13 protein-coding genes are annotated in these 14388 nt (G+C 44.3%); all 13 read left to right on the forward strand.

The window, feature by feature from the left end; genetic code table 11:
- A complete protein-coding gene (locus H8716_RS08110) occupies positions 1–948 on the forward strand; it encodes an L-lactate dehydrogenase (RefSeq protein WP_249308070.1) in 948 nt (315 codons plus the stop codon).
- 12 nt (positions 949–960) lie between these two features.
- Positions 961–2133 carry an NAD(P)-dependent malic enzyme gene (locus H8716_RS08115; protein ID WP_249308071.1) on the forward strand — a complete coding sequence of 391 codons (1173 nt, stop codon included), beginning with the start codon at positions 961–963 and terminating at the stop codon, positions 2131–2133.
- 113 nt (positions 2134–2246) lie between these two features.
- The gene (locus H8716_RS17610; RefSeq protein ID WP_283243042.1) at positions 2247–2381 is read left to right on the forward strand and encodes a hypothetical protein; all 135 of its coding nucleotides are present in this window, start codon (positions 2247–2249) and stop codon (positions 2379–2381) included.
- Between the two features lie 145 nt (positions 2382–2526).
- Positions 2527–3282, forward strand: a complete 756-nt coding sequence (locus H8716_RS08120) for a tRNA threonylcarbamoyladenosine dehydratase (RefSeq protein WP_249308072.1) — start codon at positions 2527–2529, stop codon at positions 3280–3282.
- A 33-nt stretch (positions 3283–3315) separates the two neighbouring features.
- The gene (gene larE / locus H8716_RS08125; protein ID WP_249308073.1) at positions 3316–4134 is read left to right on the forward strand and encodes an ATP-dependent sacrificial sulfur transferase LarE; all 819 of its coding nucleotides are present in this window, start codon (positions 3316–3318) and stop codon (positions 4132–4134) included.
- A 72-nt stretch (positions 4135–4206) separates the two neighbouring features.
- Positions 4207–5352, forward strand: coding sequence for an ATP-binding protein (locus tag H8716_RS08130; RefSeq protein WP_249308074.1), 1146 nt, complete (start codon positions 4207–4209; stop codon positions 5350–5352).
- A gap of 136 nt (positions 5353–5488) precedes the next feature.
- Positions 5489–5827, forward strand: coding sequence for a DUF6110 family protein (locus H8716_RS08135; protein WP_249308075.1), 339 nt, complete (start codon positions 5489–5491; stop codon positions 5825–5827).
- Positions 5828–5840: 13 nt separating this feature from the next.
- Positions 5841–7922 carry a heavy metal translocating P-type ATPase gene (locus H8716_RS08140; RefSeq protein ID WP_249308076.1) on the forward strand — a complete coding sequence of 694 codons (2082 nt, stop codon included), beginning with the start codon at positions 5841–5843 and terminating at the stop codon, positions 7920–7922.
- Positions 7923–8054: 132 nt separating this feature from the next.
- Positions 8055–9413 carry a Trk system potassium transporter TrkA gene (gene trkA / locus H8716_RS08145; RefSeq protein ID WP_249308077.1) on the forward strand — a complete coding sequence of 453 codons (1359 nt, stop codon included), beginning with the start codon at positions 8055–8057 and terminating at the stop codon, positions 9411–9413.
- A gap of 16 nt (positions 9414–9429) precedes the next feature.
- Complete coding sequence (locus H8716_RS08150) at positions 9430–10884, forward strand: TrkH family potassium uptake protein (protein ID WP_249308078.1); 1455 nt, start codon at positions 9430–9432, stop codon at positions 10882–10884.
- A gap of 25 nt (positions 10885–10909) precedes the next feature.
- Positions 10910–11506, forward strand: a complete 597-nt coding sequence (locus H8716_RS08155) for a TetR/AcrR family transcriptional regulator (RefSeq protein WP_249308079.1) — start codon at positions 10910–10912, stop codon at positions 11504–11506.
- Positions 11507–11831: 325 nt separating this feature from the next.
- Positions 11832–13349, forward strand: coding sequence for a sodium/proline symporter PutP (gene putP / locus H8716_RS08160; RefSeq protein WP_249308080.1), 1518 nt, complete (start codon positions 11832–11834; stop codon positions 13347–13349).
- A gap of 84 nt (positions 13350–13433) precedes the next feature.
- Entirely contained in the window at positions 13434–14384 is a 951-nt protein-coding gene (locus tag H8716_RS08165; RefSeq protein ID WP_249308081.1) for a tetratricopeptide repeat protein, read from the forward strand.
- Positions 14385–14388 lie beyond the last annotated feature (4 nt).

A 14388-nucleotide genomic window follows, 5' to 3' on the forward strand; every position in this document is an offset into this window, starting at 1 on the left:
ATGAAAAAAGATCACGGAGAAAAAATTGTAGTAATTGGAGCCGGCAATGTGGGAGAAGCAATTGCCTATACATTAATGGTAAGGAAACAGGCAAATGAAATTGTGCTGGTGGATGTGAATGAAGACCGGGCGAAGGGAGCGGCTATTGACGTGCTGCAGGGAACCAGTTTTCATAAACAGACTGGTGTACGACAGGGCGGATATGAAGAATGTGCAGATGCAGATATTGTGATCATAACCGCAGGAATTGCCAGAAAACCGGGGCAGACCAGACTGGAACTTGCCCGGACGAATGTGTCAATCATCCGGAGTATTACAGAAAGCATTATGAAGCATGCGGTGAATCCATTGTTGCTGGTAGTATCCAACCCTGCAGATATTTTAACCCGTGAAGTGCAGAAAGTATCCGGTCTTCCGTCGGAACGTGTCATCGGAAGCGGAACTTCTCTGGATACAGCCAGATTTCGTGCCAATATCAGTGCATGCCTGAATGTGAACGTGACAGATGTACAGGCATATGTATTAGGGGAACATGGAGACAGCCAGGTGGCAGTATGGAGCTCTGCATCGGTCAGTGGAATTCCACTTACAGATTACGAGAACATTCAGAAGGTGGAGCTGGACCGCAGGGAGATTACCGAACATACCAGAGATGGCGGAGCGGAGATTATCGGACTGAAAGGAGCCACCTTCTACGGAGTGTCAATGGCAGTGTCTACAATCGTAGAAGCAATTGTGAAAGATGAACATGCAATTCTTCCAGTATCACATGTATTGGGGGATACGTACGGCAGCTGGTCAGGAATTGCATTTTCTCTTCCATGCAGAGTTGGCAGAGAGGGAATTGAGCAGACTTTTCTGGTTCCGCTCAGTGAGGAGGAACAGAAAGCACTGGATCAGTCGGCAGAACTTCTGAAAGAATTTTACAGTCAGGTGAAAGAAGTGTAGGGGGATAAGAAGATGGATAAAAAAGAATTTGCGCTAAAACAGCATGAAGCATGGGAAGGAAAGATTGAAGTTATCAGCAGAGCAAAGATCGAGACACCGGAGGAACTGGCTGTGGCGTATACACCGGGAGTTGCAGAGCCTTGTCTGAAAATTGCAGAGGATGTGGATTTATCTTACAAATATACCAGAAGAAAAAATATGGTAGCTGTGGTGACAGACGGGACAGCAGTACTTGGTCTTGGCGATATCGGACCGGAAGCCGGAATGCCGGTAATGGAAGGAAAATGTGCACTGTTCAAAACATTTGCAGATGTGGATGCATTTCCGTTATGTGTGCGAAGCAAAGATGTAGATGACATTGTGAAGACAGTCAGCCTGCTGGCAGGAAGTTTTGGCGGAGTGAATCTGGAAGATATTTCGGCACCGAGATGTTTTGAGATTGAGCGGAAATTAAAAGAATGCTGCGATATTCCGATTTTCCATGATGATCAGCACGGTACAGCAGTCGTTACTACAGCGGCACTGTTAAATGCCTTGAAAGTAGTGGGAAAGAATCTGGATGAAATCAAAGTGGTAACATCCGGTGCAGGAGCAGCCGGAATTGCGATTATCAAGCTGCTGGTAAGTCTGGGACTGAAAAATGTGATCATGTGTGACCGCCATGGAGCAATCTATAAAGGCCGCGATAATCTGAATGCGGAGAAAAAAGAGATGGCTGAGATCTGCAACCAGAATATGGAAAAAGGTACATTGGAAGAAGTGCTGAAGGGAGCAGATGTCTTTATTGGTGTATCTGCACCTGGAACTGTGACAGAAGAGATGGTGAAGAACATGGCAGAAAAACCGATTCTCTTTCCGATGGCAAATCCGGTTCCGGAAATTATGCCAGATCTGGCAAAACAGGCAGGGGCAGCCGTTGTGGGAACCGGCCGCAGTGACTTCCCGAACCAGATTAACAATGTACTGGCATTTCCTGGTATTTTCCGTGGAGCACTGGATGTGCGGGCTAAGGATATTAACGATGAGATGAAAGTGGCAGCAGCCTATGCCATTGCAAATCTGATTCCGGAAGAAGAACTTTCGCCGGAATATATCATTCCGAACCCGTTTGATAAGCGAGTAGTAAAGGCTGTAGCTGATGCAGTGGCAGAAGCTGCAAGAAAAACAGGTGTTGCAAGAATATAATCTGCCAATTATGCACAAAAAAGAACCAATTTTACAAATGTTGTAAAATTGGTTCTTTTTTGTGTTAAGATAAAAACAATAATAAAAAACAGAAACTGGAAAGGGGAAAGATTATGGCCGAATATGAGGAAAAGAGAGAACAGGAAAACACAGTAGAGAATCTGTTGGATTATGCGTGGCTGCTGCATATGTTTCTGAATTTTTACGAAGAAAAACTAACAGAGCCACAGCCATGTGAGGAAGAATAAAATGTCTCAGAATAGAAAGTACATTGACAGATCACAGACTCCATAGTACAATTACCCTATTAAAACAGTGGGTAGTAAAGTGATAATAACCCGGCGGATGGTTTCCATCCGCTGTTTTTTAGAGTATAGATAGAGGAGTTATAGAATGTTAACACAGTTTTCAAGAACCGAGTTATTACTGGGAAAAGAAGCTATGGATAAGCTGGCAAACAGCCGTGTGGCAGTGTTTGGCATTGGCGGTGTTGGAGGATATGTGTGCGAGGCACTGGTTCGTACCGGTGTAGGATCCTTTGATCTGATTGATGATGATAAGGTATGTCTGACCAACCTGAACCGTCAGATTATTGCTACCAGAAAAACAGTAGGACAGTATAAGACAGATGTGATGAAGGAACGTATGCTGGAGATTAATCCAAAAGTAGATGTACGTGTCCACAAGTGTTTCTTCCTTCCGGAGAATGCGGATGAATTCCCATTTGAAGAATATGATTATATTGTCGACGCAGTAGATACCGTTACTGCAAAGATTTCATTGGTAATGAAGGCACAGGAGATGAACATTCCGATTATCAGCAGTATGGGAGCCGGCAATAAGCTGGATGCCAGCAAGTTCCAGGTGGCAGATATCTACAAGACCAAGGTATGTCCTCTGGCTAAAGTAATGCGCCGGGAACTGAAAAAACGTGGTGTGAAAAAGCTGAAAGTGGTATATTCCGAAGAACAGCCGACAAGACCGGTTGAGGATATGTCCATCAGCTGCCGGACACACTGCATCTGCCCGCCAGGGGCAGCGCATAAATGCACAGAGCGCCGGGATATTCCGGGAAGTGTGGCATTTGTGCCATCTGTTGTAGGACTGATCATTGCTGGAGAGGTAGTAAAAGATCTGAGTGTAAAATAATGATATAAGATTTTTGTGCAGGAGGAACGTCAAATGGGACAGTTAGAAGAAAAGTATGAAGCGTTGCTGGAGTATCTGCGCAGCCTGAATTCTGTGGCAGTAGCATTTTCCAGCGGTGTAGATTCCACCTTTTTATTAAAAGCAGCAAAAGAAGCACTGGGAGATAAGGTTATTGCAGTAACTGCGCAGTCCTGTTCTTTCCCGAAGCGAGAATTAAAAGAAGCAATTGCATTCTGTGAGAAAGAAGGCATCCGTCATTTTATCTGTGAATCCGAAGAACTTCATATTGAAGGATTTGCACAGAACCCAAAGAACCGCTGTTACCTTTGCAAAAAGGAATTATTCGAGAAGATCAGGAAGCTGGCAGCAGAACAGAATGTAGAGAATGTAGTAGAAGGATCCAATCTGGACGATAACGGAGATTACCGTCCGGGACTTCAGGCAGTAGCAGAACTGGAAGTAAAGAGTCCTCTTCGCCATTGCGGCCTGAGCAAGAACGAGATTCGCCTGTTATCTAAAAAGCTGGGACTTCCTACCTGGGAGAAACAGTCCTTTGCATGTCTGGCTTCCAGATTCGTGTATGGAGAGATCATCACAGAAGAAAAACTGGGCATGGTAGATAAAGCAGAACAGCTTCTGCTGGATCTGGGATTTCATCAGGTAAGAGTCCGTATTCATGGTATGATGGCAAGGATCGAGATCGAACCAGCAGAATTTGACAAACTGATGCAGTCGGAAGTCAGAGAGAAGATCACGAAAGAATTCAAATCCTATGGATTCACTTATGTGACACTGGATCTGATGGGTTATCGAACCGGCAGTATGAATGAAACCTTAGATATAAAAAAATAGTACCCGTCAGGGTGCTATTTTTTTGACACAGTGAAACAGGATATGCTATAGTTGCTGAAGAAGGAGAAAGACATGAGCATAACAGTAGAAGAATTAAGAAAAATGGATGCGGGTACTTATCAGTTAATTGATATCCGCAGTGAGAGTGAGATTGCACACGGTGCCATACCGGGTGCAACGGCGATTCCGGGGGAAAAGATCGCGGACAGCGAACTGACAGATAAAGGGAAAAAGCTGATTATCTGTTGTTCCAGAGGAAGAAACAGTGTGGATCTGGCGGCAGAGCTTTGTGAAAAAGGATATGATGCAGAGAGTCTGGAGGGAGGCTATGTTGCCTGGCTGATGGATTATATGAAGCGCCAGGAAGAAGCAGATTTTGCTAAAAATGTGGAACAGAGCCTGAGAAAAACTTACAAAAAAAGGATCTGGTCCAGGTTTTGCAGAGCCATTAATACCTATGAACTGGTGAAACCGGGAGATAAGATTGCAGTCTGCATTTCCGGCGGGAAAGACTCCATGCTGATGGCGAAGCTGTTTCAGGAACTGAAGCGTCATAACAAGTTTGAATTTGAAGTAAAATATCTGGTGATGGATCCCGGATACAATGAGGCAAACCGGCACATCATAGAAGAGAATGCCCGCAGACTGAATATCCCGGTAACGTTTTTTGAATCTAATATTTTTGATGCAGTGTATGAGATTGAGAATTCCCCGTGTTATCTCTGTGCCAGAATGCGAAGAGGGCATCTTTATGCCTACGCAAAAGAACTGAGCTGCAACAAGATTGCACTGGGACATCATTATGATGATGTCATCGAGACCATTCTGATGGGAATGCTCTATGGCGGTCAGGTACAGACCATGATGCCAAAGCTGCACAGTACGAATTTTGAAGGAATGGAACTGATCCGTCCGTTGTATCTGATTCGGGAAGATGATATCAAGTCCTGGAGAGACTATAACGATCTGCATTTTATTCAATGTGCCTGCAAGTTCACCGATACCTGTACCACATGTAATAATGAAGAGAACCGTTCCAAGCGAGTGGAGATCAAAGAACTGATCCGCACTCTGAAACAGAAAAATCCGTTTGTTGAGGGTAACATTTTTAAGAGCGTGGAAAATGTGAATCTGGATACAGTAGTGGAATATAAGGCAGGAGGAGTTCGTCACAACTTCCTTGAACGCTATGACAAAATGGGGAATACCGATCAGTAAAATGTGTGTTTTTTGTGAAATAAGGCTTTTTTCTCCTGTTTGAAATTGACAAAAAAAGAGTCATGAAGTAGAATAGTTGTGTTTAAAAAAAGTTAGCATAAGCTAATGAAAGTTACAATACAAGGAGGAAATGATCATGAAAAATGTATTCAAAAATGTAGACTGGAAAAAAGTGGGAACTTTCGCAGGTGGCTTTGTATTTGGAACAGCAGGTGTAAAAGTTCTGGCAAGTGATGATGCAAAGAAAGTATATACACAGTGCACAGCAGCAGTTCTTCGTGCAAAAGAGTGTGTGATGAAGACTGTGAACCTTGTACAGGAAAACTGTGAAGATATTCTGGAAGGTGCGAAAGATATCAACGAAGAACGTGCACAGAAAGCAGAGGCACAGGCATTCGAAGACGAAGATTTCAGGGAAGTAGAAGAAGCTGCAGAAGAAACTGCAGAAGAGACAGCAGAAGAGACAGCAGAATAAGGGGCGTTCATCAGTGAAGTTTCAGATTAAAAACGAATCAAAAAGACGTATCCGTATTCATATGTCAGTATACCGTATGAATTATGTACAGGCAGATACGCTGCAGTACTTCCTGACAGGTCTGAATGGAATACAGGAAGTAAAGGTGAATGACCAGACCTGTGACGTTACTGTTTATTATAACGGTGACCATACTGACCGTCAGGATATGCTGAAGAAGCTGCAGGGATTTCATTATGATGAGATTGAAGTACCCGAGCATTACATTCAGAACTCTGGCAGAGAATTAAATGCCGAGTATCAGGATAAGCTGGTATGGAAGGTGGCATTTCACTATGCAAGACGATGGTTCCTTCCTGCACCACTGAATGCCTGTTATAATACCGTAGCAGCAATTCCATACGTAGTAAAAGGATTGAAGTGTTTGTGGAATCGTAAGATCGAAGTTCCGGTACTGGATGGTACGGCAATCGGAGTATCCGTGATACGTGGTGATTACGTAACGGCGGGCTCCGTCATGTTCCTTCTTGGCATTGGTGAAATTCTGGAAGAGTGGACCCATAAGAAGTCAGTAGGAGATCTGGCAAGAAGTATGTCTCTGCATGTGGAAAAAGTCTGGATGAAGCAGGATGAAACAGAAGTTCTGGTTGACAGTAACAAGATCCGGAAGGGCGATAGAATTGTGGTCCATATGGGTAATGTGATCCCGTTTGATGGAACGGTAACGGACGGAGAAGGCATGGTGAACCAGGCATCTCTGACCGGAGAATCGGTTGCTGTCCGTAAGAATGAAGGAGCCGGAGTCTTTGCCGGAACCGTTCTGGAAGAAGGAGAACTGACCATTCGTGTAACTGCAGTAGGCGGTGGAAGCCGTTATGAGCAGGTTGTGAAGATGATCGAAGAATCCGAGAAGCTGAAGTCAGGACTGGAAAGCAAGGCAGAACATCTGGCAGACCGTCTGGTTCCGTGGACTTTAGGCGGAACTGCTCTGACTTACCTGCTGACACGCAACGTGACGAAGACATTGTCTGTACTGATGGTAGACTTCTCCTGCGCATTGAAGATGGCAATGCCGATTTCTGTATTATATGCCATTCATGAGGCAGGAACCCACCATATTACGGTAAAAGGAGGTAAGTTCCTGGAAGCGGTGGCAGATGCAGATACCATTGTGTTTGATAAGACCGGTACATTGACCGAGGCAAAACCGACGGTTGTAAAAGTGGTATCTTTTGACGGCAGAAGTGAAGATGAGCTGCTTCGTATCGCAGCCTGTCTGGAAGAACATTTCCCACATTCTATGGCAAAAGCTGTGGTACATGCGGCACAGGAAAGAGGTTTGGAGCACGAAGAGATGCACTCCAGGGTTGAGTATGTGGTTGCACATGGCATTTCCTCATCAGTCGAGGACAAAAAAGTCATCATCGGAAGTTATCATTTTGTATTTGAAGATGAAAAGACGGTCATTCAGGAAGATCAGAGAGCTATCCTGGAAGGACTTCCAAAGGAATATTCTCACCTGTATATGGCGATTGAAGGCAGGCTGTCTGCAGTTATCTGTGTGGAAGATCCTCTGCGAGAAGAAGCAGCGGATGTTATCCGTACACTGAAATCGGCAGGTATCTCCAAGGTTGTTATGATGACAGGGGATAATGAACATACTGCAAGAGCCATTGCAGAAAAAGTCGGTGTCGACGAGTATTATGCAGAAGTGCTGCCGGCAGATAAGGCAGGCTTCGTAGAACGTGAAAAGGCAGCCGGCAGAAAAGTAATTATGACCGGAGACGGCATCAATGATTCACCGGCATTATCTGCTTCTGATGCGGGCATTGCCATCAGTGACGGGGCAGAGCTGGCAAGAGAGATTGCAGATATTACCATCAGTGCAGATGATCTGTACCAGATTGTGATCCTGAAGCAGATCAGTGACCGGCTTATGAAACGTATTCGCAGGAATTATCGCAGCATCGTGGGAATTAATTCCACGCTGATCGGCCTGGGAGTACTGGGTATCATTCAGCCGACCACATCCGCACTGCTTCATAATACATCCACGTTGTTAATCAGCATGGGAAGTATGAGGAAACTGCTGTAGAAAAGGCAGATATCTGTAAAATAATTATCAGAGAAAACAAGGGGATTCTGGATAACAGAGTCCCCTTGTTTTCTCTGATAGAATATGTTAAGATCATCAAAGATAAGCAACGATACGATGGAGGAAAAACCTGTGAAGATAATTATAGCGGGGGATGGAAAGGTCGGTAACATGCTGACGAATCAGCTGTCTGCGGAAGGACATGATATTACACTGGTGGATTCCAACCCGGAAGTGCTGGAAGCAAGTATTGAAAATTATGATGTAATGACGGTGCAGGGCAACTGTGCATCCATGGCGGTACTCAGTCAGGCTGGTATTCAGGAGACAGATCTTCTGATTGCGGCAACCAGTGCAGATGAAGTGAATTTGCTCTGCTGTATGACTGCACATGGAATGAAACAGGGAATTCATACGATTGCCAGAATCCGCAATCCAGAGTATTCGGACCAGATCTATAAGATGCGGGATACGTTTGCGCTGTCTCTGGTAGTGAATCCGGAAAAGCAGGCAGCAGTGGAGATCGAACGTCTCCTGAAGTTCCCTGGATTCTTACACCGTGAGGCTTTTGTGGGCGGAAGAGTGGAGATTGCAGAGATCCGTCTGGATGCCAGTAATAAGCTGTGTAATGTGCCGTTGACCCGTCTGGACAGTATTGTGAAATGCAGGGTTCTGGTTTGTGCAGTATTGAGAAATGGCAGTGTTGTGACTCCAGACGGTAACTTTGTGCTGAAGGCAGGTGACAGGGTGTTCGTGACGGCACCAACCAATAATCTTGCTATTTTACTGAATAATACAGGCATTATTACGAAGAAAGTAAAAAATGTCATGATCTGCGGAGGAAGTAAGATCGGATTTTATCTTGCCCAGAGACTGCAGAAAAGCGGTATGTCGGTGAAGATCATCGAGCAGAGAAAAGAACGGTGTATTCAGCTGGCAAGTCTGCTTCCTAATGTAACGGTAATCCAGGGAGATGCCAGTAGCCAGGCACTGTTATACAGTGAGAAGATCGAAGAGATGGATGCGCTGGTAACATTGACAGGACTGGATGAGATGAACATGATTATTGCCATGTATGGCAAAAAGTGCGGAGTATCCCAGATTATTACAAAAGTAGGACGCCGCAGGAATGGTAATCTCTTAGACGAACTGGAGCTGGGAAGTGTAGTCTGCCCGAAAGAGCTTTGCTGTAATAATATCGTACGTTATGTCCGTGCCATGGAGAATCAGACTGGTGCTGCGATTACCGTGCATACCATTGCAGATGGCAAGGCTGAGGCAATGGAATTCAGAGTGAATGAAAAGGCAATTCATTGTAATGAGCCTCTGAAGGCACTGAGAATCCGCAAGAACGTACTGATTGCCTGCATTACACATGGCGGTCAGATTGAGATTCCAAATGGTAATTCCTGCTTTACTCCGGGAGACTCTGTAGTAGTAGTAACCAGCAGTGACAGAGTTCTGTATCAGCTGGATGATATTTTTGAATAATTGAGGGATTTAACAGATGAATTACAAGATGATGGGGCGGTTTGTAGCCCAGATTCTGGGCATTGAGTGTGTGTTCATGATTCCGGCTCTGGTAATCAGTATTTTCTGTGAGGAACGAGCTGCAATAAAAGGATTTGCCCTGAGTATTCTGATTATAGCATTACTGGGAGGAGTTCTCTATGTAATATGCAGAAAAGGAAAAAAGAGATTCTATGCGCGGGACGGTATGGTCTGCGTGGGTATCAGCTGGATTGTGTTAAGCCTGATGGGGGCATTGCCTTTTTATATTTCAAGGGAGATTCCAGCCTATATTGACAGTTTTTTTGAGATTGTTTCAGGATTCACTACGACAGGTGCATCGGTTCTCCCGGAGGTGGAACATCTTTCCAAAGGAATCCTTTACTGGAGAAGCTTCAGCCACTGGATTGGAGGAATGGGAGTTCTGGTATTTTTACTGGCGATCTCTTCTATGAAGGGAAGCAAAGGCGGCTATACCATGCATTTGCTCCGTGCAGAGAGCCCTGGACCGAATGTGGGAAAACTTGTTCCGAAGATGAAGCAGACAGCAGAGATTTTGTATGTGTTATATATTCTTCTGACTGTACTGGACTGTCTGTTTCTGCTGGCAGGCGGGATGCCTCTGTTTGATGCAGTCTGCACTGCTTTTGGTACGGCGGGTACCGGAGGCTTTGGTATTAAGAATGACAGTATCGCAGGCTATAGCATATATATTCAGAATGTGTGTACCATATTCATGCTGCTGTTTGGTGTGAACTTTAGCTGTTATTATCTGATCCTCATGAAGCAGTTCAGGGCAGTATTAAAAGATGAAGAATTGAGAGTGTATATTGGAATTGTTGTGGGAAGCACGGTTTTGATTACTCTGAATCTTCATGGATTTTACGACACACTGGGAGAGACAGTACGCCATGCGGCATTTCAGGTGGCAAGTATTGTAACTACTACAGGATTTGCAACGACAGACTTTGATCTGTGGCCAAGCTTTTCTAAGGCAATTCTGCTCTGCCTGATGGTGATCGGAGCCAGTGCCGGAAGTACCGGAGGTGGCTTTAAGTGTGGACGTGCCCTGCTGTTGTTTAAGAATATGCGCAGGAACCTGAAAAAAGCACTGCATCCACGGAGAGTGGAAGTGGTATATAATAATGGACAGAAGATGGAAGAAAATGTGCTGACCAATATTGACACTTATCTGGCAGCTTATGTAATGATTCTGATTGTCAGTTTCCTGGTGATTTCTTTGGATGGATTTTCTATAACAACCAATTTTTCGGCAGTATTATCTTGTTTTAATAATATTGGTCCTGGCCTGGAGGTGGTTGGTCCGACCTGCAATTATGGAGGTTACGGTGTGTTGTCCAAGCTGATTCTGATCTTTGATATGCTGGCAGGACGTCTGGAGATTTTCCCAATCTTGATTCTGCTGACTAGAAGTACCTGGAAAAAGGGCTGAGATTCTTGAATGAAGGGGAGCATATATGCCAAAAAAACAGAAGAAAAATACCAGAGGAAATATTATTACAGCAGCGTGGCAGCTCTTTTATGAACAGGGGTATGAGAATACTACAGTAGATGAGATTATTGTGGCTGCGAATACATCCAAAGGTTCTTTTTACCATTATTTTAATGGGAAAGATGCACTTCTGAGTACCCTCGCCTATCTGTTTGATGAAAAATATGAAGAACTGGAAGAAACCATGGATTCGTCTATGGACAGCTATGAGAAACTGCTGTTTTTGAATCAGGAACTGTTTACCATGATTGAGAACAGTATTTCCATCGAATTACTGGCGAGGCTCTTATCTACACAGCTTGTGACTCGTGGGGAAAAGTCTCTGCTGGATCGAAGCCGTCTCTACTACCGGCTGCTGAGCAAGATTATAATGGAAGGTCAGACAGCAGAAGAATTGCGTACGGATATTTCGGTTGGAGAGATTGTAAAAGCCTATGCCATCTGTGAAAGGGCATTTATGTATGACTGGTGTATCTCCGGCGGGGAGTATTCCCTGCGAAGTTATTCACAGCGCATGCTGCCCATCTTTTTATCAGACTTCCGGAAGCTGAAGTCAGAATAAGTAAACGAAATTGTGAAACGCATGTATGAGGGATCTTGTACATGCGTTTTTTCTTTAAAAAGTAAGCACAACCCGGAAGAACGTATATAGAAATCCGATCCGCAGCATGGTACAAATTCTTTCTTACGACAGTGTACGAAAAAAAGTACAATATAGTATTAAATTATATTATAATTTTAGTATAGTTCAAAAATTTGATAAATAACTGATAAATATAAAATTTTTGATAAAAAGTATAGACTTTGGTCTAAACTACGTTCTATTTGAAGAAGAGAAAAGATGGGGGTATAATGGCAAGATAGAAACACGCAGGAGGAGAAAAATTATGACATCAGCAAAAATATGTATTATGATCGCAATTATCATTTATCTTGGCGGCATGCTTTATATCGGATATCGCTGTTCCAAGAAAAATGAAGATACTGACGATTTTTATCTGGGCGGCAGAAAACTGGGACCATTTGTAACTGCTATGAGTGCAGAAGCTTCCGATATGAGTAGCTGGCTTCTGATGGGACTGCCGGGCGTAGCTTATCTGACCGGTATTTCCGATGCGGGATGGACGGCAATCGGTCTTGCCATTGGTACTTATATTAACTTTTTAATTGTAGCAAAGAGACTTCGCCGTTATTCTCATGTGGCAAACAATTCCATTACTCTGCCACAGTTTTTTAAGAACCGTTTTCATGATGAAAGCAGGATTCTGCTTCTGATCTCTGCAATTATTATCGTTATTTTCTTTATCCCATATACTGCATCGGGCTTTGCAGCATGTGGAAAGCTGTTCTCCAGTCTGTTTGGAGTCAGCTATATGACAGCTATGATTATCAGTGCAGTGGTCATTGTAGGCTACACGATGCTGGGAGGTTTCCTGGCAGCTTCTACCACAGATTTTATTCAGAGCATTATCATGTCCATCGCATTAATCATCGTCCTGATCTTTGGAGTGAATGTGGCAGGAGGACTGGATGCAGTCATTGACAATGCAAAGGCACTTCCGGGATATTTATCCATGTTCCAGAGTTATGACGTGGCAACCGGAACAGCTTCTACGTATCGTCTGCTGACCATCTGCTCCACACTGGCATGGGGGCTTGGATATTTTGGAATGCCTCACATCCTGCTTCGATTTATGGCAATTGAAGATGAGAAGAAACTGACACTGTCCCGCCGTATTGCCATTGTGTGGGTAGTGATCTCTATGGCAGTGGCAGTATTTATCGGTGTGATCGGATATTCCATGAGTAAAGTGGGAGCCATTGATGTGCTGGAAGGCTCCAATTCAGAAACCATTATTGTGAGAATTGCAGATCTGCTCAGTCGTCACGGTGTGATTTTTGCACTGTTGGCAGGTGTTATTCTGGCAGGTATTCTGGCATCTACCATGTCTACCGCAGATTCACAGCTGCTGGCAGCATCATCTGCAGTGTCTTCGGATATGTTGAACCGAAATGGAAAGAGCGGTATTATTGCAGCCAGAATTACGTTGTTGCTGATTGCAGTATTTTCTGTGATTCTTGCCCGCAATCCGAACAGCTCTGTATTCCAGATCGTATCCTTTGCGTGGGCAGGGTTTGGAGCTGCTTTTGGACCGGTGGTTCTGTTCTCTCTGTTCTGGAGAAGAACGAACAAATACGGAGCACTGGCAGGAATGCTCTCCGGAGGCGTAATGATTTTTGTGTGGAAGTATCTGGTTCGTCCGCTGGGTGGAGCATGGAATATTTATGAATTGCTCCCTGCATTTATTGTGGCATGTGTGGCAATTGTAGTATTCAGTCTGGCAACACCTGCACCGGATCAGTCCATTCTGGATGAATTTGACCGTGCAGCATCAGGAAAATAGTCACTTTGCAAGAAAAGTAAAGTATGTTATGATGATGGGGATCAGGAAACTGATCCTCATTTTAGTATGGAGGAACAGATTAATATGAAAAAAAGAAATTTCTGTGTGCTGGCGGCGGTAATGCTTTTGCTCACAGGATGTGGAAATAAGACAAGAGAACAGTTGGAAAGTGATCGTGATGCAGGTATCACATATATGGATCAGGCACAGTATGAACAGGCAGTGACATCCTTTGAGTCTGCCTATGCATTATGTGACGAGAAGATGCCGGAGACCAAGACAGATATTTCACTGTACGAGGCGGCATGTCAGATGAAGCTGGAGGATTATGAAAGTGTGAAGAATACCTGCACCAGAATTCTGGAGCTTGGGGAAAACGCAGAAGCATATTATATGCGTGGAGTGGCATTTTTAAAGCTGGGAGATACGGATGCAGCTAAGGCGGATTTTGATGGCGCGGCGGTGATGGAGCCAAATGATTATGAGATGTTTCTGAACATCTATCAGCAGTATGAAGCTATCAATCAGTCTGCGGTGGGTGATCAGTATCTGCAGCAGGTACTGAATAATGAATCTACAGGTCTGGAGGATGATTACCAGAAGGGCAGTATATACTATTATCTGGGAGATTATGAGAAGGCAGCCACAGCTCTCGCCAGACCGGTGGAGGCGAAGAAAGAAGATGCCATGCGGCTGATGGGTCAGGTTTACCTGGCACAGGGAGATACCCAGTCAGCATGGGTAGTTTATCAGCAGTATAAGGAGACTTTTGGAGAGACTGCAGAGAGCTATAATGGTATTGCACTCTGCGATATTGCAGACGGAGATTATGACACAGCACTGCAGGATATTCAGCAGGGACTTTCTCTGGATGTATCGGACTCATCCAAACGGGATCTGCTCTACAATGAGATTGTAGTATATGAGAAAAAGATGGACTTTGCCACGGCAAAACAGAAGGCAGAGGAATTTATGCAGCTGTACCCGGATGATGAAGCGGGACAAAAAGAGTATGATTTTCTGATTACCAGATAGGAAA

Source organism: Jingyaoa shaoxingensis (genome assembly GCF_014385005.1).
Lineage (GTDB): Bacteria > Bacillota > Clostridia > Lachnospirales > Lachnospiraceae > Marvinbryantia > Marvinbryantia shaoxingensis.

Excerpts from the sequence above, each read along its gene's own strand:
- H8716_RS08110 (WP_249308070.1), top strand. The coding sequence starts at position 1 with ATGAAAAAAGATCACGGAGAAAAAATTGTAGTAATTGGAGCCGGCAAT.
- H8716_RS08115 (WP_249308071.1), top strand. The coding sequence starts at position 961 with ATGGATAAAAAAGAATTTGCGCTAAAACAGCATGAAGCATGGGAAGGA.
- H8716_RS17610 (WP_283243042.1), top strand. The coding sequence starts at position 2,247 with ATGGCCGAATATGAGGAAAAGAGAGAACAGGAAAACACAGTAGAGAAT.
- H8716_RS08120 (WP_249308072.1), top strand. The coding sequence starts at position 2,527 with ATGTTAACACAGTTTTCAAGAACCGAGTTATTACTGGGAAAAGAAGCT.
- larE (WP_249308073.1), top strand. The coding sequence starts at position 3,316 with ATGGGACAGTTAGAAGAAAAGTATGAAGCGTTGCTGGAGTATCTGCGC.
- H8716_RS08130 (WP_249308074.1), top strand. The coding sequence starts at position 4,207 with ATGAGCATAACAGTAGAAGAATTAAGAAAAATGGATGCGGGTACTTAT.
- H8716_RS08135 (WP_249308075.1), top strand. The coding sequence starts at position 5,489 with ATGAAAAATGTATTCAAAAATGTAGACTGGAAAAAAGTGGGAACTTTC.
- H8716_RS08150 (WP_249308078.1), top strand. The coding sequence starts at position 9,430 with ATGAATTACAAGATGATGGGGCGGTTTGTAGCCCAGATTCTGGGCATT.
- H8716_RS08155 (WP_249308079.1), top strand. The coding sequence starts at position 10,910 with ATGCCAAAAAAACAGAAGAAAAATACCAGAGGAAATATTATTACAGCA.
- putP (WP_249308080.1), top strand. The coding sequence starts at position 11,832 with ATGACATCAGCAAAAATATGTATTATGATCGCAATTATCATTTATCTT.
- H8716_RS08165 (WP_249308081.1), top strand. The coding sequence starts at position 13,434 with ATGAAAAAAAGAAATTTCTGTGTGCTGGCGGCGGTAATGCTTTTGCTC.